Source organism: Bradyrhizobium sp. SHOUNA76, from assembly GCF_023006445.1.
Classification (GTDB): Bacteria; Pseudomonadota; Alphaproteobacteria; order Rhizobiales; family Xanthobacteraceae; genus Bradyrhizobium.
The window spans coordinates 1-18,459 of the sequence record NZ_JALBHA010000035.1; the positions used below are offsets into that span (position 1 = coordinate 1).

General features: G+C 63.3%; 17 protein-coding genes and 1 pseudogene. 13 read left to right on the forward strand and 5 right to left on the reverse strand.

What is annotated here, in order from left to right:
- Positions 1 to 113: pseudogene (locus tag MOV74_RS07490) on the reverse strand (acyl-CoA dehydrogenase family protein); the annotation flags it as partial.
- A gap of 48 nt (positions 114 to 161) precedes the next feature.
- On the opposite strand from MOV74_RS07490, the gene MOV74_RS07495 reads away from it, so the two are divergent.
- Both MOV74_RS07495 and MOV74_RS07500 read left to right on the forward strand, forming a co-directional pair.
- Positions 162 to 539 carry an SDR family NAD(P)-dependent oxidoreductase gene (locus MOV74_RS07495; protein WP_246919740.1) on the forward strand — a complete coding sequence of 126 codons (378 nt, stop codon included), beginning with the start codon at positions 162 to 164 and terminating at the stop codon, positions 537 to 539.
- Between the two features lie 13 nt (positions 540 to 552).
- Positions 553 to 1,392, forward strand: coding sequence for an SDR family oxidoreductase (locus MOV74_RS07500; RefSeq protein WP_246919659.1), 840 nt, complete (start codon positions 553 to 555; stop codon positions 1,390 to 1,392).
- A gap of 59 nt (positions 1,393 to 1,451) precedes the next feature.
- On the opposite strand, the gene MOV74_RS07505 is transcribed toward MOV74_RS07500, so the two are convergent.
- From MOV74_RS07505 to MOV74_RS07515, 3 genes are all read right to left on the reverse strand, one after another.
- Positions 1,452 to 2,642, reverse strand: a complete 1,191-nt coding sequence (locus tag MOV74_RS07505) for a hypothetical protein (protein WP_246919663.1) — start codon at positions 2,640 to 2,642, stop codon at positions 1,452 to 1,454.
- 31 nt (positions 2,643 to 2,673) lie between these two features.
- On the reverse strand, positions 2,674 to 3,516 hold the full coding sequence (locus MOV74_RS07510) for a hypothetical protein (protein ID WP_246919665.1): 843 nt from the start codon (positions 3,514 to 3,516) through the stop codon (positions 2,674 to 2,676).
- A gap of 91 nt (positions 3,517 to 3,607) precedes the next feature.
- Positions 3,608 to 4,348, reverse strand: a complete 741-nt coding sequence (locus tag MOV74_RS07515) for a hypothetical protein (protein ID WP_246919668.1) — start codon at positions 4,346 to 4,348, stop codon at positions 3,608 to 3,610.
- Between the two features lie 489 nt (positions 4,349 to 4,837).
- Between MOV74_RS07515 and MOV74_RS07520 the strand changes: the two genes are divergently transcribed.
- From MOV74_RS07520 to neuB, 7 genes are all read left to right on the forward strand, one after another.
- Positions 4,838 to 5,722 (forward strand): class I SAM-dependent methyltransferase, encoded by an 885-nt coding sequence (locus MOV74_RS07520; RefSeq protein WP_246919671.1) that lies wholly within the window; start codon positions 4,838 to 4,840, stop codon positions 5,720 to 5,722.
- Positions 5,723 to 5,743: 21 nt separating this feature from the next.
- Entirely contained in the window at positions 5,744 to 8,281 is a 2,538-nt protein-coding gene (locus MOV74_RS07525; RefSeq protein WP_246919674.1) for a hypothetical protein, read from the forward strand.
- Between the two features lie 83 nt (positions 8,282 to 8,364).
- Positions 8,365 to 9,567 (forward strand): HAD-IIIA family hydrolase, encoded by a 1,203-nt coding sequence (locus MOV74_RS07530; protein ID WP_246919677.1) that lies wholly within the window; start codon positions 8,365 to 8,367, stop codon positions 9,565 to 9,567.
- A 132-nt stretch (positions 9,568 to 9,699) separates the two neighbouring features.
- On the forward strand, positions 9,700 to 10,719 hold the full coding sequence (locus MOV74_RS07535; RefSeq protein ID WP_246919680.1) for an NAD-dependent 4,6-dehydratase LegB: 1,020 nt from the start codon (positions 9,700 to 9,702) through the stop codon (positions 10,717 to 10,719).
- Positions 10,720 to 10,738: 19 nt separating this feature from the next.
- Positions 10,739 to 11,923, forward strand: coding sequence for a LegC family aminotransferase (locus MOV74_RS07540; RefSeq protein ID WP_246919683.1), 1,185 nt, complete (start codon positions 10,739 to 10,741; stop codon positions 11,921 to 11,923).
- On the forward strand, positions 11,916 to 13,094 hold the full coding sequence (gene neuC, locus MOV74_RS07545) for a UDP-N-acetylglucosamine 2-epimerase (RefSeq protein WP_246919686.1): 1,179 nt from the start codon (positions 11,916 to 11,918) through the stop codon (positions 13,092 to 13,094). Before MOV74_RS07540 ends, neuC begins: the two co-directional genes overlap by 8 nt.
- A complete protein-coding gene (gene neuB / locus MOV74_RS07550; RefSeq protein ID WP_246919689.1) occupies positions 13,091 to 14,161 on the forward strand; it encodes an N-acetylneuraminate synthase in 1,071 nt (356 codons plus the stop codon). Before neuC ends, neuB begins: the two co-directional genes overlap by 4 nt.
- Here neuB and MOV74_RS07555 read toward each other — a convergent pair.
- Entirely contained in the window at positions 14,158 to 14,769 is a 612-nt protein-coding gene (locus tag MOV74_RS07555; RefSeq protein WP_246919693.1) for an acetyltransferase, read from the reverse strand. The genes neuB and MOV74_RS07555 overlap by 4 nt on opposite strands.
- A 196-nt stretch (positions 14,770 to 14,965) precedes the next feature.
- Between MOV74_RS07555 and MOV74_RS07560 the strand changes: the two genes are divergently transcribed.
- Genes MOV74_RS07560 through MOV74_RS07575 form a run of 4 tightly spaced genes read left to right on the forward strand, consistent with a single transcriptional unit; the run spans position 14,966 to position 18,453 of the window.
- On the forward strand, positions 14,966 to 16,015 hold the full coding sequence (locus tag MOV74_RS07560) for a nucleotidyltransferase family protein (RefSeq protein ID WP_246919696.1): 1,050 nt from the start codon (positions 14,966 to 14,968) through the stop codon (positions 16,013 to 16,015).
- Complete coding sequence (locus tag MOV74_RS07565) at positions 16,012 to 16,920, forward strand: Gfo/Idh/MocA family oxidoreductase (protein WP_246919699.1); 909 nt, start codon at positions 16,012 to 16,014, stop codon at positions 16,918 to 16,920. Before MOV74_RS07560 ends, MOV74_RS07565 begins: the two co-directional genes overlap by 4 nt.
- Complete coding sequence (locus tag MOV74_RS07570; RefSeq protein WP_246919702.1) at positions 16,917 to 17,618, forward strand: acylneuraminate cytidylyltransferase family protein; 702 nt, start codon at positions 16,917 to 16,919, stop codon at positions 17,616 to 17,618. Before MOV74_RS07565 ends, MOV74_RS07570 begins: the two co-directional genes overlap by 4 nt.
- 13 nt (positions 17,619 to 17,631) lie before the next feature.
- Entirely contained in the window at positions 17,632 to 18,453 is an 822-nt protein-coding gene (locus MOV74_RS07575; protein ID WP_246919705.1) for an SDR family oxidoreductase, read from the forward strand.
- Positions 18,454 to 18,459: the final 6 nt, after the last annotated feature.

Below are 18,459 nucleotides of genomic sequence, written 5' to 3' on the forward strand. Positions count from 1 at the left end.
ATCTTCTGGCCGTTGATGACCCAATCGTCTCCGTCCTTTTCCGCGCGCGTGCGCAGGCCCGCGACGTCCGAGCCGCCGGCGGGCTCGGAAAAAAGCTGACACCAGACCTTCACCTGTTCGCTGCAACCAACATGATCGAAGCGGCGCGGCCGCTGATGGCAATGGGCAGCGGCGACCGGGCCATCGTCTGCATCTCCTCGATCGCAGGCATGGCGGCGCTTGGTGCACCCGTCACCTACTATGCCGCCAAAGCCGCGCTGAATGCGACCGTGCGTGGCCTGGCGCGGCCGCTCGCGCTCGAAGGCATTCGCATCAATGCGGTCGCCCCCGGAAATATCCTGAGCGCGGACGGCACCTGGGCGCGCAAGATCGCCGAAAACAAGCATGCGGTCGATGACATGCTCCAGCGCGAGGTGGCGCTGCGCCGGCTCGGCACTCCCGAGGAGATCGCCGATGTCGTTACCTTCCTTGCATCGCCCCGCGCCGCCTTCATCACCGGCAGCGTGATGGTGGCCGATGGCGGCCAGCTCAGAAGCTGAACAGGAGCCCTTAATGGCAAGCCCCTCCTCCCGCTACGACCTGACCGGACGGACCGCGCTCGTGACGGGCGCCGGCGGCCTGTTGGGCAGGCAGCACGTCGCAGCGCTCAGCGAAGCCGGCGCACGCGTGGCCGTCACCGACGTCGGACTGGCGCAGGCCGAAGCTGCCGTCGCGACGCTGAAGCAGGCCACGCCTTCAGCCGATCTGATCGCGCTTGAGATCAACGTCACCTCGCTCGACTCGGTGCGCGCCGCAAACGATCAGCTCGCCGGCCGCGGCATCACAGTCGACATCCTCGTCAACAACGCCGCGATCGATCCGAAGGTGACGTCGAGCCCCGGCGTCATGCACTCCTCGCGCTTCGAGGCGTTCCCGGTGCCGCAATGGCAGACCGAAATCGCAGTCGGCCTGACCGGTGCGATGCTGTGTGCGCAGGTGTTCGGCGGCGGGATGGCCAAACGCGGCCGCGGCGTGATCCTCAACATCGCCTCCGATCTCGGCGTGATCGCGCCGGACCAGCGGCTGTACCGCCAGCCCCAGGTGACGCGCGAAGAAGAACAGCCGGTGAAGCCCGTGACTTATTCGGTGATCAAGCACGGCTTGATCGGGTTGACGAAATATCTGGCGACCTACTGGGCCGATCACGGCGTGCGCGTCAACGCGATCTCGCCGGGGGGCGTCTTCAACAACCAGGACCCGGCCTTCGTCGAACGACTGACGCGCCTGATCCCCATGGGCCGCATGGCCGATGTCGACGAATACCGCGCGGCTGTGCAGTTCCTCTGCTCGGATGCCTCGAGCTACATGACGGGACAAAATCTCGTCATGGATGGCGGACGGAGCGTCTGGTAACAGAACCTGGGCCACGCGCTCGGCGCTCCTTCGATCTGAATCGAAAGCACGCTGCGGTTTCAGCCGCTGTCGCTTTTCGCCTCGCTCTTGCCTTCCAGCAGCTTTCCAAGCGCTTCACTCGCCACGAAGGTCAACCCCGCCAACGCAGGTATGATGAGGCGCGTCTCGGAAAAATCGGCGATGAAAAAAACGAGCCCCACATGGACCAGGGTCGCCGAGCCGACGATGGCAATCGTCCGGGTGAGCACAAATGTTCTCACGATGACGATTGCGATCACGGGACTGGCGATTGCCACCACGAGCTTCATGGCTTGAAGATTGCCGAGCAGCTTGCTGAAGTCGCCATTCGTGACCAGGAACGACCTGTAGTCCGTTCCGGGATGCATCCAGATCAGCGTCTTCGGCACGGCCAGTGAGATGCCGATCAGCAGCCCGAACACGGCCCATTCTTTCAGGGTCGGCCATCGCCGCTCGAAAGCCGCAAGGCCCAGAAGCGCGAAACTCGAAGCGAACACGACGTCGGTCCGTCCGAAGCTGATGATCAGCCCGGAAATGATCGCGGCGGGATAGCGCCGCGACGTCAGCAGAAAGAGCTGCCAGAACAACCCGCCCGCGATGAACACGGGGCCCATGCGTCCCGGATAGATCGCGGTCTGCGTGTAGAACGCAAAGGTCAGCAGACATAGCCACGCCGCAGTCGGCGAAAGAAGCAGCGTTGCCAACGCGAACACGGCAAGAAACGACAGGGAATCGAACAGGTAGTTGGCGATGATATGGGTGTGATACGTCGAGCCCCCGTGGCTGCGATCGTCGCCGAATGCCTGGACGTAGGCCTCGGTAATCTTGGCGAGCAACGGCCGCATGACGCCTTCGACGGCGTTCATATGGGCAAACTCGCGCTCGTGATCGAGGCTGAACTGCATTTGCTCACGCAGCAGGTTGGCTTCGTGCGCGGTGATGGACAGCGCGAGGCAGCAGCTCACGAGCAGTCCCAGCGTGACCGGATTGAAGAAGCTTCTTCTGACCTTGAACAGGAGCAGCAGCGGAACCAGGGCGACGACCACGAAGAACGCTATTCCGGCATACCGCAGCAGCCCTGGAAGATACCTGTCGGAGATATTCACCCAGTACCAGGCGACGACCAGAACGTTCGAAATGCCCCAGAACCCGAGCACCAGCCCGAGGGATGGGGTCTTCATGTGATCGTCGAACTTCAGCAGGCGGCCAAGACCGCCAGACCACGACAGCATTGCCCCTCGCTCCGACACTCAATCTCCCTGATCAATGCTGCAGAATACCGGCGAGGTTCATGTGCGCGGGACGCGAGTGCTCAATGCCCAGCAACGTCCGCCGATTGTCGTTCGTGCGTTGCAAGTGCAGGCTCGCGAGCGTCATTCCGGTGCAAGTGGTAACCGTGGTGCCGCGGCCGCCGAACGGCTTGAGAAAGTCGAACACGCGACTGCCGAACATGTCGACGACCGACACCTCGCGCGCACCTAGCGGCGGAATTTCGCCGAAATCGCCTTCGATCTGCTCGCCGTCCGCGCGGATCAGCTTCGACGTCGGCCGGGCCGAATGAGCGTATTCGGGATCGGAGGAGTGATTGATCAGCATCACGCTGCTGACGATGTCGCTGGTCGCAATGATCTTCGGATTGATCCCGGTGAACCCGACATGCGCCTTGAGCCTGCCCTCGTTCAAGGGCCGGGCGAACGCGCCGGTGCGATAGATCGCGACGTTGTCCTGATCGACATAGGTCATCGAATAGCTGGCGGGCGAGGAGCGGAAGCCGTCCATGCGACCGCGCGACATCACGGCGATGACCAGATAGTCGTCCTGCGGCAGCTTGAGCGAGGCGAAAAGCCGCGACAGCTCGACCTCGACGGAGGCGCCCGGCGCGTAGTTGTCCGGAAACTCGTAGGTCGCCCGGTACTCGCCGTCGCGCGACAGGATGTGCAGCCTGAACCTGAGCTTCTTGCTGAAGCCCGAGGCGACCAGGCTGGCGAGTTCAGGAACGAGATCCTTGACCGTCTCACGAAAATTCTTGCGCAGGCTGCCGGCGACGAGGCTGCGGAGATACCGGATGTCGACGGGACGGTACCAGGCAGGGATCGAGAAACCCATGCGTGACTCGACACCCGCGAAAGTCGGGAACATGAATCTGGGTTCGTAGGGCTTCCAGGGACTGGACGGGAAACGTGTCACGGACGCGCCCCTAAAAATGGTGCAGGCTGAACTTGCCGTTGGCAAATTCATAATAGCTGAACGGACTGGCGATGTTGGTGCCCTTGAATTCGAGGGCGAAACCTTCGGCGGCGCCGATCAACCGTTCAGCCTCGGGGAAAAGGTCCAGCGTGCTGACGCGGATGGCCCCCATCGGCGCGATCTCCGGTATCTCACGCTGGCCCAATGCCGTGCCGTCCAGTGCCATGAGCCGTGCCGTCCCGACCGAGACGCCTTCGGACGCCATGCAGGAGTTCACGAGCACCACGCCGGACTCCTTCAGGAACCGCGTAAGATAGGATTGCATCCAAGCGGAGGTCGGGAACGGCGCTGCGGCGACCGGCTCGCGCTCGTGCGACAACGTTATCGCGCCGTGCTGCGAGAAATATTGTGCGTAATAGCCGGTCGTCACCTTCCGTCCGGGACGAAGCTTGGTCTCGTGTTTCGGGACGAGGGCCATCGCGACCGTTCCCGAAACATGCGGACACAGCTCCGAAGTCTGCAATTGCAATTGTCCGTTGACGCCGAGTTCCCTGTGGAAATACCCAGCCGGCTCGCCCGCTCCGTCGAAGAACCAGACGTGAGCATCCACCTCCGGGTGATCCTTCATGAAGACCGAGAAGTAGTTGAATGCGCAGACTTCCGTCGTGACGGTCTCGTCGTTGCGCAGGTAGAGCACGGCAGGCGGATAGCCCCTTGCGACGGCGTCGCCAATCAGCAATTCACCGGGCATTCGACAAGACTCGGCGGGGAGAGCAAGGGATCGGCATGAACCGAACCGGCCAGCGGCTTTGGACAAATCATACGCGATGTTCTTGCCCGCATGCTAAAACGTCGACGCGATTTCTGGGCTTGTTTACGCTGAGCCGACAGGAGAATCAACCGGGAACGGCGTCGCATCGAGCAGCTCAAAAGACACGGCACGAGCACCGTCGTCATGCTCACGAGTAGCCGGCTTCTTGCGGCCGCGTGGCAGCCGGACAACCCGCGGCAGCCAGACAAGATGACGCTCTGCTCCCTGGTACAGGCGCCCACGATCCCCCTGCCCTGGAATCCTTGCATTGCCCCTGCGGCTCCCGTATGACCGAATCCGGCTACGTGACCTGGTACCGCTTGAAAACAGGCCGGAACATCGTCTTTTCCTGGATCGAAACCGTGCTTCAGCGACTGCTCGTGCGCATCACTCCAATCACGGCGTCCATTCCGCCGAGGAAACGCTGACGTGCGCTGGCAAACAAAGGCGCGAGCGTTCTCGGTGCTGTCGAATATCCCCTGGGGCGAAGACTTGCACTATGCCCTGCAGCGCTACGTCACACGACGACTGCCACGACCCGAGAAGCAGGTCAGATCCATCTACACCCTTGCGCAGCGGCTGCTGGCCGTCCACGAGAAGTACAGCTTGCGGCCGCTGCGGGATTCGACCTGCTTCGAGTTCGGCGCCGGACGGGATCTGATCGTTCCGCTGACCTTCAGCGCTCACGGGGCCCGGCGCTTCGTCACGGTCGACATCGAGCGCTTGGCCAAGCTGGAGTTGATCCGCTCCAACGCCGCCATCGTTTCTCGACTGAGCGGCATTGACCACCCCGACATAAACGCCCTGGAGGACCTCGATCCTTCGTGGAGGATCGACTATCGCGCACCGGCCGATGCCCGGACGACGGGCCTGCCCGCCGCCTCGATCGACTGCGCAGTCTCTGTCGAAACGCTCGAGCACATTCCCAAGCGCGACATCGCGGCAATCTTGAAGGAGCTGCGACGCATCGTGCGTCCTGACGGACTGGTCCTCATGCAGATCGACTATGGCGATCATTTCAAAGGCTTCGATCCGTCCATCAGTTCATTCAACTTCCTGACCTATTCCGAGGAGGATTGGGCGCCTTTCCAGTCGCGCTTCCAATACGTCAATCGGCTGCGCCACAGCGAATATCTGCAGCTATTCAGGGAGGCAGGGTTTCAACTGCTCAGCGACCAACCTGATCGCCGGCCGCCGGAACAGCATATCCTGCAACGACTGGCACCATGCTTCAGAGGCTTCTCCGAAGAGGATCTTTTTACACTCGGCTCGCTGATCGTTGGCCGCCCGGCCGACCCATCTATAGGAAACTGAAGATCGCCATTTCCCGGTTGCTTGGCCGAAGCCCATTGTAGAGATCTCCCGATGTGGACGACCACATTTGCCCTGACGTTTCTATTCTTCCTGATACAGCTCGGCACCGGGTTTTCGATTCTGGCCATCGCGTCGACGAAGTTCGTCGAGCTGTGCCGGTTGACAAGGACCCAGCTCGTCGTTCTCGGGGTGACCGTCGGTACCTCGACGACGGGCATCCTGCTCGGAGTGCTATCGCTTCTCGTAAGCGATATGCGGCTTCAGTTCGCAGCTATCGTTGCGTTGGCCAGCCTCGGACTTGCCTGGTCGTGGCTCAATCGGCGTCCGGGTGCCGGCGAGATGCGCACGGCGGCCATTTGGTGCATGCTGTCGCTACCGATCGCGCTCCTCACATGGTGGTGGTCCTTCGGCGCATTCTCCGACTTTCCCTATGCGGACATCGGCGCGGATGTTCACTGGATGAAGACCGCGCAGGAGTATGCCGACGGCGGCGTCATCAATCCTTACGCCGCCCAATCCTATGTCGATCTACGCTCGGCGCTCGCCGGCGCCTTTGCTGGAACCGTCGGCCTGGATCTCCTGCGATTTAGCTGGACCTACCGCTTTTTCTCGATCCTGTTCTTCCTGTTGGCTTCTTACGGCTTCGTGCAAGGTATCTATTCGACGCCTTCACGAAGATGGATCGCCTTCTTCCTCGCCGCGACCGGGAACACCGTTGCCTTGATGACGAACGGCAGCTTGGCCGTCGCCAGCAGCGTTGTGTTTCTCGGCGTGCTGATGGGCAACGCCGACCGGAAAGAGAACGGCGTGTCGGCGCGATTCGCGCTGCTGCTGACTGGAGGCGCCGGCGCGACGCTGCTGGTCGCCTTCGCTCTCAACAATAATCCGCTCATGCTTGCGCTGCTCGTGGCTGGGCTATTCCTGCTTAGGATCCTGAGCAACACCGCAAGATATGCGCCTCTCTTTCTCGGTTGCATCTGGCCAGCGACGCTGCTGCTCGCACACCGCGGCTCCTATCTGTTCGTTCCAACCGTCCTGATCAGCTGGCTTCTGTATCTTGCCATCGTGCGGATGGTCTCCGCATGGCCGTCGCCCAGCATTGCGGTTCTTCGACCACTGTCCTTTGTCCTGCCCCTGATCATTGCCGGAACTATCCTCTGCGTTGCGGGAATGCGCTTCGGCTACATTCCGTCGATGAGCGCCAACGGCATGTTCTCCTCGATTACGGGACTGATCCTCGGCAGAAGGATCGAGGGGGGCGAAGAACTGTTTCTGGGGTCCGGACCGCAGATTGCCACTATCGAGCTCGGCCGGGCATTGGGACCGCTCTTCTCCATCTGCATCTTGCTGGGCGTTGCATGGTGGTGGACGACCCGGCCTGTCCTTCGTGCTCCCTCAGGTGCGATCAGTCCACGAGCCGAAGGCTTCACGACACTCGTGTGGTCCTGGATCGCCGGTTGCGGACTGAGCGTCGCCGTCCTCTCGGGCTTCCCTTTCCTGTATCGCACCAGCGCGATCATCGTGGCGCTGTTCACGATCACGGCCACTGAAACCTTTTGCCAATTGCTGATCGACGTCGTTCCGGTCTCGCGATACCGTCGGCCCCTGGTCGCCATTGCGGTTACGCTGCTTGCGACCATTCTCGTGGTTGCGGTCTACGCATTTGCCTGGCGGCCCGGCCTGCCCTTCGCCGGCTATCAGACGTTCCTAAGACCAACGGAGATCGCGGGCATCGTGCTGCTGGCGACGCTCGCGCTGTTGACCCTGGCTCGATCGAGACCAATCTCCATCTGCAGTCTCGTGGGCATCATGGGATTGGCGGTCGCCGTGGACAAGGCCGGCCTTTCTGGCATTCACAGAAACTACAGTTATGGCGCCCTCCCAGACCACGCCGCGGTGGTTTCCCACTACAATGCCAGCGACCTCGATGTCGCCCGCTGGCTCCGCGCCAATCTGCGAAAAGGGATCCTTCTCTCCGATCCCTATACGCTCGGCATGATCCAGGCCGTCACGGGCGCTCCCGCGGCCTATCTGTTCTCCAATCTGGACACTGTGAACGAAGCGGTCGCGCAGCGGACGAAATCGGTGGTGCGGACAATTGTGCAGCCGACGGACGGAGCTCAGCGGCTCGCAATCGCGTGCAGCCTGGTCACGCCTCTGATAAGCGGAATCAATTCAGAAGCGTTCTTCCAGATGCGCAGGGCCGATGCGTTGAGCGGAATAATGAAAGCGGTCCGTGAGGCTCAAACATCTATTCAGGAATCGCCTCAGCCGTCTTCCGACGCAATAGCGGCCGGAAGCCCCGAAATCACGAGTGAGGAAGTCAAATCCGCGTTCCAGAACATTCTGGAAGCGGGCGACGATGATTGGAACCTCGTCGCAATCATCACGCCTCGCACGATCGAGTGGACGAAGCTCGCGGCGGATCAGCGTCTCAGCTATTTCCCTCCCGCCGAGCCGATTGGGCCCGCTGTCACGGACGTGCTGCGCACCGGTCCGTTTCCAGTGCTATTCACCAACAACCAGGCGGCCGTCGTTCGCATTCCCTGCTCGCGCTGATATGAAGTGGACCAGACATTGAAGCTCGTATCGTCTCAGTCAGGCGCTGCAGTCCGTCGCCTAGGCTGAAAAAGGGGACTCTTATGCTGAGACAGGCCGTGATCCTCGTCGGTGGGTTGGGCACCCGACTGGGTGAACGCACCAGGCTGGTTCCCAAGCCGATGCTCGAGATCGGCGGGCGACCGTTTCTCGATACGCTGATCGACGAACTCCTGCGCTATGGCGTGTTCGATGAAATTCTCCTGCTCGCCGGCCACAAAGCGGAGATCGTCGAGACGCACTACGCTGCGACCGTCAGAGGGCAGACGCGAATCGCCGTGTCTCGCGAGACTGAGCCGCTCGGCACCGGCGGTGCGCTCGTGCATGCGCGTGATTTGCTGCACGATCGTTTCCTGCTGCTCAATGGAGATTCCCTGTTCGACTTCAACCTGCTCGATCTGATCTCACGCGCGCATGGCGGCCGCGTTCACATGGCGCTTCGCGACGGCGTCGTCGGAGACCGCTACGGGCGCGTGGTGCTCGACGGCGACGTGGTGCGCGACTTCATCGCCCCCGGCGCGGGCGCCACTGGACCGGTTAATGCCGGCATCTACGTCGTCGAAAAATCCGTTTTCGCCGACATCGCGAAGCTTCCCGCCTCGCTCGAGCAGGATGTGTTCCCCGGCCTCGCCAAGTCAGGCGCGCTGCGCGGCACGGCCTATCGTGGGTACTTCATCGACATCGGCATTCCCGACGATTTCGCGCGCGCCGATCGCGAATTGCGGGAGAAGCTGCGGCGGCCGGCCGTGTTCTTCGATCGTGACGGCGTGCTCAACCGCGATTCTGGATACACATTCGAGACGCACAAGCTCGAATGGATCGAGGGGGCGCGCGAGGCCGTGAAGGCCGTCAACGATGCCGGCTATTTTGCCTTCGTCATCACCAATCAATCCGGCGTCGCACGCGGCTACTACGAAGAGCACCACGTCCTCACCCTGCACCGCTGGATGGCGAACCAGATGGCGCTGATCGGCGCGCATATCGACGCGTTCGAATATTGCCCTGATCACCCCGACGGAACCGTTGCGCGCTATTGCCGAATGAGCGACAGGCGCAAGCCCGCGCCAGGCATGATCACCGACCTCGCCAAGCGCTTCCCCGTCGACATGACACGCAGCATGGTGATCGGGGACAAGGAAAGCGACATGGAAGCGGCGCAGACGGCCGGAGTGGCGGGCCACTTATTCGAAGGCGGGAATCTGGAGACGTTCGTGAAACAGCGCCTGGGCCCGGCCGGCCAGCCTTAGGCGCGCCACAAAAACCGCTACATCCCCGGGCATTTGGCAGCCACCGAGCGCTGCTCTGTTGCGCACGACCGTCAGTGTGCTATAGCGCCATCTTGTTGCGAATATTGGCTTAATCGCCTTTTGGGGTCCGGCATGGCAGATCTGAGGGACGCCCGCGTCCTCGTTACCGGCAGCGACGGCTTCATCGGTTCGCATGTCGTCGAGGAGCTGGTGAAAGCCGGTGCCCGCGTCAAGGCGATCGTCTATTACAACTCCTTCAACTCCTGGGGCTGGCTCGACACGGTCTCGTCCGACGTGATGAAGTCCGTCGAGGTCGTCGCCGGTGACATCCGCGATCCGCATTTCATGATCCAGGCGGCGAGCGGCTGTACCGACGTGCTGCATCTGGCGGCGCTGATCGCGATTCCGTTCTCCTATGTGGCGCCAGACTCCTATGTCGAAACCAACGTTCGCGGCACCGTGAACGTGCTGCAAGCCGCGCGCATGGCGGGCGTGCGGCGCTTCGTTCAGACCTCGACCAGCGAGGTTTACGGCACGGCTCAGACGGTTCCGATCAAGGAGAGCCATCCACTGGTCGGGCAGTCCCCCTACTCGGCCTCAAAGATCGCCTCCGACCAGATGGCGCTGTCGTTCCAGGCTTCGTTCGACATGCCCGTCGTGGTCATCCGCCCGTTCAACACCTTTGGTCCGCGGCAATCGGCGCGCGCGGTGATTCCGACCGTCATCAGCCAGATCGCGACCGGCAAGCGCAAGATCCGCCTCGGCGCCGTCAGCCCGACGCGCGACTTCTCTTTCGTCACCGACACCGCGCGCGGCCTGATCGCGGGCCTCGCGGCGCCTGCGGAGCAAGTCGTGGGCCAGACCATCAATCTCGGCAGCGGCTTCGAGATTTCGGTCGGCGCGACCGCGCAGATGATCGCCGACGTCATGGGGACGGCGATCGAAATCGAGACCGACGAAACGCGACTGCGTCCCGCCAATAGCGAGGTCGAGCGGCTCTGGGCCGACAATTCCAAGGCACGCCAGCAGCTTGGCTGGAGCCCGGAATTCGGCGGCATCGAGGGCATGCGACGCGGCATGGTCAAGACGGTGAACTGGTTCACCAATCCTACAAACCTCAGCCGCTACAAGGCTGACGTGTACAATGTCTGAGGCGATGGTGGACGGTCACGTGACGAGGTCAGACTTCGACCAAAAGACGATCGTCGATGCCGTGCGACGGGCTGTGGGCACGCCGAACGGCATCCTCGGCCTGCACGAACCGGTGTTCGCCGGCAACGAGATCGCCTACCTCGAAGAGTGCATCAAGAGCACCTTCGTCTCCTCGGTGGGTCCCTTCGTCGATCGGTTCGAGCGCATGCTCGAGGAGGTCACCGGCGCCAAACGCGCGATCGCCGTCGTCAATGGCACGGCCGCGCTGCATGCCTGCTTCCGACTCGCCGGCGTCGAGCCCGGCGACGAGGTCATCTCGCCGGCGCTGACCTTCATCGCGACGACAAACGCGATCGCCTATTGCGGCGCAACCCCGCATTTCGTCGACAGCTCGCTCGAAACACTCGGCATGGACGCCCGCGCGCTCGCGGTGCGTCTCGATGCGATCGCGCAGAAGACGGCGACCGGCACCATCAATCGCGAGACCGGTCGCCGTATCTCGGCGATCGCCCCGATGCACACCTTCGGCCACCCCGTCGATCTGGACGCGATCGCCGCCCTTGCGGACGAATGGAACATCGCGCTGGTGGAAGATGCCGCGGAATCGCTGGGATCGACGTACAAGGGCCACGCGGTCGGATCACAGGCGCGCCTTGCAGCACTGAGCTTCAACGGCAACAAGATCGTCACCACCGGCGGCGGCGGCGCCATCCTGACCAATGACGAGGAGCTGGGCCGACGCGCCAAGCACCTGACGACGACGGCGAAACTGCCGCACAAATGGGCTTTCATCCACGACGAGATCGGCTTCAACTACCGCCTGCCGAATTTGAACGCAGCGCTCGGTTGCGCCCAGCTCGAGCAGCTCGACGGCTTTCTGGCGAGCAAGCGCAAGTTGGCTGCCGCCTATCAGCGCGCCTTTGCAGATATTCCCGGCGTCCACTTCTCGCGTGAGCCAAAGGACACGACCAGCAATTACTGGCTGAACGCGATCCTGCTCGACGAAGCAAATGCCGGCCGCCGCGACGACGTCCTTGCCGCGCTCAACGATGCGGGTTTTGGCGCGCGCCCGGCCTGGACCTTGATGCATAAGCTGCCGATGTTCGCGCAAAGCCCCCGCGGCGATCTTTCCACCGCCGAATCCATCGAACGCCGGCTGATCAACCTGCCCAGCAGCGCCAGCATCAGGACCCGCGATGAATAGTGGCGCGCGAAAGATCTGTTTCGTCACCGGCAGCCGTGCCGATTTCGGGCTGCTGATCTGGCCGATGCGCGCGATCCGGGGAACACCCGGCCTGACACTTCAGCTCGTCGCCACCGGCATGCATTTCGCGCCGGAGTTCGGCTACACCTTCAACGCAATCCGCGACGAGGGGTTCGAGGTCGACGCACGCGTCGAGACGCTACTGAGCAGCGACACCGGCGCCGGCGTCGCGAAATCGGTCGGCCTCGGCGTCATCGGCTTTGCCGATGCCTTCACACGGCTACAGCCGGATCTCGTCGTCGTGCTCGGCGACCGTTTCGAGATGTTCGCAGCCGCGCAAGCCGCGATGTTCATGCGGCTGCCGATGGCACATCTGTTCGGCGGCGACGTCACCGAAGGCGCCGTCGACGAATCTTCGCGCCATGCCATCAGCAAGATGTCGCACCTGCACTTCACCAGCAATCAGGGCTCGACGCGACGATTGATACAGCTTGGCGAACACCCGTCCCGCATCCACACCATCGGGTCGGTCGGCATCGACGCCATCAAGCACCTCGATCTGATGGACCGCAACGACATAGGCGGCGCGATCGGGATGCCGCTCGGCGAACGCAATGCGCTCGTCACATTCCACCCCGTCACGGTCGAGGCCGGGCGCTCGGTGGCCGAGCTGGACGAATTGTTCGCGGCACTCTCGACGCTCGATCCCGCCTTTCGTTTCGTGTTCACGCTCGCCAACGCCGACGCGGAGGGCCGCGCCTTGAACGCCCGAATCGAGGCTTTCGCGGCTGGCCGGCCGAACACGATCGCGATCGCCTCGCTCGGGCACCTTCGCTATCTCAGCCTGATGAACCAGGTGGACGTCGTGATCGGCAATTCCTCGAGCGGCGTACTCGAAGCACCCTCCTTCGGCGTTCCCACGGTCGATATCGGCGACCGTCAGAAGGGACGCGAGCGCGCGACGTCTGTATTTCACGCAGCGCCCGAGCGCGGCGCCATTGCCACCGCCATTGCCGCGGGGTTGCAGCGCGGCCGTCAAGCCACCGTCAACCCTTACGGCGACGGCGAATCCAGCCGGCGATTTGCCGAAACTATCGCAGGCATCCCGGATTTCAGGCCGCTTCTGGTCAAGGGCTTTTACGAGCTTCCGCCAAGCGGGGAGCAGGCATGACCACGGACACCCTCATCATCGCCGAAGCCGGTGTCAATCACGACGGAAGCCTGGAGAAGGCGCTGGCGCTGGTCGACGCCGCCGCCGACGCGGGCGCCGACATCGTCAAATTTCAGACCTTCAATGCGAAGGCATTGGCTGGCAGCGCGGCAAAGAAGGCCGACTATCAGCAGCGCACGACGAATGCCGACGAAAGCCAGCTTGCCATGCTGGAACGGCTCGAGTTGCCGCAGGCTGCGCATCACAGTCTGATTGAACGTGCGAGGGAGCGCGGTATCGAATTCCTGTCGACACCGTTCGACGACACTTCGCTGGCCTTCTTGCTGTTGCTGAAACTGCCGCGCATCAAGATCGGATCGGGCGATCTCACCAATGCACCGCTGCTGCATGCAGCCGCGAAGGCCGGAGCAACGTTGATCCTGTCGACGGGCATGGCAACGCTAGGCGAGATCGAGGAGGCGCTGGGCGTGCTCGCGCATGGCTACAGCCAATCCGATGACCCACCCGGCATCGCCGCCTTCCGTGCGGCCTGGCGCGATGCGGCAGCGCGTACAGCGCTCGCACAGCATGTGAGCCTGCTGCATTGCACGACCGAATATCCCTGTCCCATCGGCGACGTGAACCTCGCGGCGATGAGCACGATGCGGTCCGCGTTCCAGCTTCCGGTCGGTTATTCCGATCACACCGACGGTTTCGAGATCTCGGTGGCCGCCGTCGCGCTCGGCGCGACAATCATCGAAAAGCACCTGACGCTCGACCGCGCGGCGCAAGGGCCCGATCACGCCGCCTCGCTCGAGCCTGACGATTTCAGGCGCATGGTAATCGCCATCCGCAACGTCGAACGTGCGCTCGGTGACGGCGTGAAGACGCCAAAGGGCTCCGAGATCAGGAACGTCCCTGTGGCGCGCAAGAGCATCGTTGCGGCGCGCGCGCTGCAGGCTGGCGAGACCATCGGCCCCGCCGACATCACCGCCAAGCGACCCGGTGCCGGCCGGCCGCCGATCGACTATTGGTCGCTGGTCGGAACGGCCGCACCACGCGCGCTCGAGCCGGACGACCCGATCTAACCCTGCGGCTTTGCCGGAACGCCACGAAGGACGGACCCCGGCGGGCATGGAGCGGTGACCACCGATCCCATCGCGACCAGCGTGTCGTTGCCGATCGCGATGTGGTCCCTGACCCGGCTGCCGAGACCGATGAAGCAGTTCTCGCCGATCCTCGCGCCTCCGCCGACCACGGTTCCCGGCGACAGGTGCGTGCAATCGCCGATCCGAACATCATGCTCGACGACGACAGCGGAATTGATGATGCAGTGATCGCCGATCCGGCTTCGCGCATTGACGATCGCACCCGGCATGATGACGGTGCCTGCGCCGATCGTGGCTGACGGCGAGACGACCGCGCGTGGATGAATCACCGACGCCCAGCGCTTGACCTGCATGCGGCCGATCATCTGCCGGCGTGCGGGCCCCTCCTGCATCGATCCGATTCCCAGCACGAAGGCGGCATCCGGATACTCTAGCGCGGCCTCGTCGGTTCCGAGATAGCTGATGTCGCCGAGCGTTCCGGGCTGCCGATCGAGGAAGCCGACGACCTTGAACTGGCCGGACAACAGCGCCGCTTCGTAGACCATGAAGGCATGCTCGCCGCCGCCTATGATGATGAGATCGTCCATCGCGATTCCCCTGCGCCGGGCGATCTTAACGGGCGATCGCGGGTCTTCAAACCGTCGATTCGGGCCGCGAAACGCTGAGGTTAACGGGGCTGTTCAGGGGGGTGCCGTTGGGGTTGACGCCGCCTCTCGCAGCCGCGATATAGCAGGCTCAGCCGTGGGCCGCCCCCGATATCTGGCGTATACGAGGCAGATTGCCATGAAATCCTGGCGTAAGGCCGTCGTTGGAACGCAGGCGACCGTGGGCGAGGCTATTGCTTCCATCGAGAGCGGAAGCATTCAGATTGCGCTCGTGCTCGACGACCAGAATCGCCTGCTCGGCGTGGTCACCGATGGTGACGTGAGGCGTGGCCTGCTGCGGGGTGTACCGCTCGCCGGACTTGCAACCGACATCATGAACCGTGCGCCGGTGTCGGCCCCTGCGACGCTGCCGCGCGAGGATCGCCTGCAGCTGATGCGGCAGAAGTCGATCAAGCAGCTCCCGCTTGTCGACGAGGGCGGCCACCTGGTCGTGGTCGAAACGCTCGATGAGCTGCTCGAACCGGCTCACTATCCGAACCCTGTCCTGATCATGGCGGGCGGCCTCGGCGAACGCCTGGGCGCGCTGACGCGCGACGTGCCGAAGCCGATGCTCAATGTCGGCGGCCGACCGCTGCTCGAGACGATCGTCCGCAACGTCGTGCAGCAGGGTTTTGGCAACATCTTCATCTCGGTCAATTACAAGGCCGATACGATCAAGGACTACTTTGCCGATGGCGCCGCCTTCGGCGCCAATATCCAGTACGTCCACGAAACGGAGCGCCTCGGGACTGCAGGCGCCCTCGGACTCTTCAGGACCCCGCCGGCTCTGCCCATGATCGTCACCAACGGCGACATCCTCACCACGATCAACTACGGGGCTCTCCTCGATTTCCACAACGCAACGCCGGCGGAAGCGACGATGGCCGTGCGCGAGCACAAGGTGCACGTCCCCTACGGCGTGGTGTCGACGTCAGACGGTTTTCTCGATGCCATCCGCGAGAAGCCGACCGAGAGCTGGTTCGTCAGTGCCGGCATCTACGTGATCGGCCAGTCCGTCTTCCGCCACGTCACGCCCGGGGTCAGCATCGACATGCCGAACGTGCTGGAACGCGTGATCGCCGGCAAAGGGCAGGTTGCGGTTTATCCCATTCGCGAATACTGGCTCGACATCGGCCGCCTGGAGGATTTCGAGCAGGCTCACGCGGAGTTTCACGAGGTCTTCCCGTGACCTCGACAAAAGCCGTCGTGGTTGGCCTCGGCTCGATCGGCACAAGGCATGCGCGCGTCCTGCGCGAGCTTGGCCTGGAGGTCGCGACCGTCAGTCGTCGCGAAGGCGGAGACTACGGGTCGATCGTGCAGGCTGTTGCCGCGGTACATCCGGACTACGTGGTGATCGCCACCGAGACTGCACGCCATGCGGACAATCTGCAAGAGCTCGCGCAGGCTGGCTTCCATGGCAAAGTCCTCGTTGAAAAGCCGCTGTTCGCGACGCCGGCATCGCCCCCGAAATATCCGTTTGCCCATGTCAGCGTCGGATACAATCTGCGCTTCCACCCCGTGATGACGGCTCTGGCCGAAAGACTGCGCGGGCGCGACGTGATCACGGTCGCCGCCTATGTCGGCCAGGACATCAGGGACTGGCGGCCCGGCCGCGATCACCGCGCGACCGCATCCGCCACGGTTGACGCCGGAGGCGGTGTGCTGCGGGATCTCAGCCACGAGCTGGACTATCTCCTGTGGCTGTTCGGGCCGTGGCATCGCGTCGCAGCGCTCGGTGGCGCGTCCGGCGCGCGCGACATCGACGTCGACGACCATCTCGACCTGCTGCTCGATATGCAGCGGGCCCCATCGGTCCACGTCCACATGGACTATCTCGACCGGCAGGGCATCCGCCGCATTCGCGTCAATGTCGACAACGACACCATCGAGGCAGATCTCGTCGGCAGCCGTCTTGCGGTCAACGGCAAGTCAACGGAGATCCCCAGCGAGCGCGACCAAAGCTATCGCGACATGCATGTCGCGGCGATGCGCGGTGCGAGCCCGGTCTGCTCGCTGCCCGAGGCGCTCGGCGTGGTCCATCTGATCGATGCCAGCGAGCGTGCTCTGCGCACCAAGACCTGGATATCGCCATGACTCTCCTCTGCACGATCTGCGCGCGGGGTGGCTCGAAAGGAGTCGTCGGCAAGAATGCGCGCGATCTGCTGGGCAGGCCCGTGCTCGCCTGGAGCATCGCGCAGGCGCGCGAGACCGGCCTGTTCGACGCAATCGCCTTCAGCAGCGATTCGGATGCGCTGCTCGACGCGGCACTGAAGGCCGGCGCCGACATCGCGGTCAGGCGCCCGGACGAGATGGCGACCGATACCGCACCGAAGCTGCCGGCGATCCGTCACTGTCTCGAGCAGGCCATCGCGCAAACCGGCAAGACGCCGGATATCTTCGTCGATCTCGACGTCACCTCGCCGCTCCGGCTGGCCTCCGACATCACCGGTGCGGTGGCACTGCTGCGCGAGAGCGGCTGCCGCAACGTCATCACCGGGGCGCCGGCGCGACGCTCGCCCTATTTCAACCTGGTTGAGCAACGCACTGACGGCAGCGTCGGTCTCTCCAAATCCGCCGAACCTCCGATCACGCGCCGGCAGGATGCGCCGCGCTGCTTCGACATGAACGCATCGATCTATGTCTGGCGCGTCGCGCCGTTCCTGGAGCAGCCCGCGGTGTTCTATCCAGACACGCGCCTGTTCGAGATGCCGGAAGAACGCTCGATCGACATCGATTCAGATCTCGATTTTGCCCTGGTGGAACTGTTGCTGCGCCAACGACTGCCGGCCTGAGGGGGCCCAAGCGATGACCACGAGCTTCAAGGCTTTGTTCGATCTGACCGGCCGAACCGCCGTCGTCACCGGCGGGTGCGGCATCCTCGGACGTCGCTTTGCCGAGGGCCTTGCCGAATTTGGTGCCAACGTTGCGATCGTCGATCTCGACCAGGCCGCGACCGATGCGGCGGCAGCCGACATCGCCTCGCGCCACTCCGTCCGAATCAGAGGCTATGGCTGCGACATCACCGAGCCCAGCTCCGTGCGCAACACCGCCGATGCGATCGAAGCGGACCTCGGACCGGTCTCGATCCTGCTCAACAACGCCGCGAGCAAGACCCGCGACGTCGACGCCTTCTTTGCACCCGTCGAGAAATTTTCGCTGGACACCTGGCGAGAGATCATGGCTGTCAATCTCGACGGCATGTTCAACGTCGCTCAGACGTTCGGCGGCCGAATGGCCGAGCGCGGCTACGGCGCTGTCGTACAGACAGCCTCGATCTACGGCCTGATGGCGCCCGACCAGCGCATCTACGAAGGCTCCGAATATCTCGGCCGTGCCATCAACACGCCCGCGGTCTACACCGCGTCCAAAGCCGGCGTTATCGGCCTGACCAAGCACCTGGCGACCTACTGGGCGGCAAAGGGCGTTCGCGTCAATACCCTCACCCCCGGCGGGGTCGAGAGTGGGCAGAACGAGACCTTCAAGGCGCGCTATGGTGCCCGTATCCCGCTCGGCCGCATGGCTCGCGCGGACGAGATGGTGGGCACAATGCTGTTCCTGGTGTCGGATGCCGCGTCCTACGTGACTGGCCAGAACATCGCCGTCGACGGCGGCCTGAGCGCCTGGTAGCACGAC

What these genes read in the sequence shown, in the direction of transcription:
- MOV74_RS07495 (WP_246919740.1), top strand. Translation starts at nt 162, where the DNA reads ATGGGCAGCGGCGACCGGGCCATCGTCTGCATCTCCTCGATCGCAGGC.
- MOV74_RS07500 (WP_246919659.1), top strand. Translation starts at nt 553, where the DNA reads ATGGCAAGCCCCTCCTCCCGCTACGACCTGACCGGACGGACCGCGCTC.
- MOV74_RS07505 (WP_246919663.1), bottom strand. Translation starts at nt 2,642, where the DNA reads ATGCTGTCGTGGTCTGGCGGTCTTGGCCGCCTGCTGAAGTTCGACGAT.
- MOV74_RS07510 (WP_246919665.1), bottom strand. Translation starts at nt 3,516, where the DNA reads ATGGGTTTCTCGATCCCTGCCTGGTACCGTCCCGTCGACATCCGGTAT.
- MOV74_RS07515 (WP_246919668.1), bottom strand. Translation starts at nt 4,348, where the DNA reads ATGCCCGGTGAATTGCTGATTGGCGACGCCGTCGCAAGGGGCTATCCG.
- MOV74_RS07530 (WP_246919677.1), top strand. Translation starts at nt 8,365, where the DNA reads ATGCTGAGACAGGCCGTGATCCTCGTCGGTGGGTTGGGCACCCGACTG.
- MOV74_RS07535 (WP_246919680.1), top strand. Translation starts at nt 9,700, where the DNA reads ATGGCAGATCTGAGGGACGCCCGCGTCCTCGTTACCGGCAGCGACGGC.
- neuC (WP_246919686.1), top strand. Translation starts at nt 11,916, where the DNA reads ATGAATAGTGGCGCGCGAAAGATCTGTTTCGTCACCGGCAGCCGTGCC.
- neuB (WP_246919689.1), top strand. Translation starts at nt 13,091, where the DNA reads ATGACCACGGACACCCTCATCATCGCCGAAGCCGGTGTCAATCACGAC.
- MOV74_RS07555 (WP_246919693.1), bottom strand. Translation starts at nt 14,769, where the DNA reads ATGGACGATCTCATCATCATAGGCGGCGGCGAGCATGCCTTCATGGTC.
- MOV74_RS07560 (WP_246919696.1), top strand. Translation starts at nt 14,966, where the DNA reads ATGAAATCCTGGCGTAAGGCCGTCGTTGGAACGCAGGCGACCGTGGGC.
- MOV74_RS07570 (WP_246919702.1), top strand. Translation starts at nt 16,917, where the DNA reads ATGACTCTCCTCTGCACGATCTGCGCGCGGGGTGGCTCGAAAGGAGTC.
- MOV74_RS07575 (WP_246919705.1), top strand. Translation starts at nt 17,632, where the DNA reads ATGACCACGAGCTTCAAGGCTTTGTTCGATCTGACCGGCCGAACCGCC.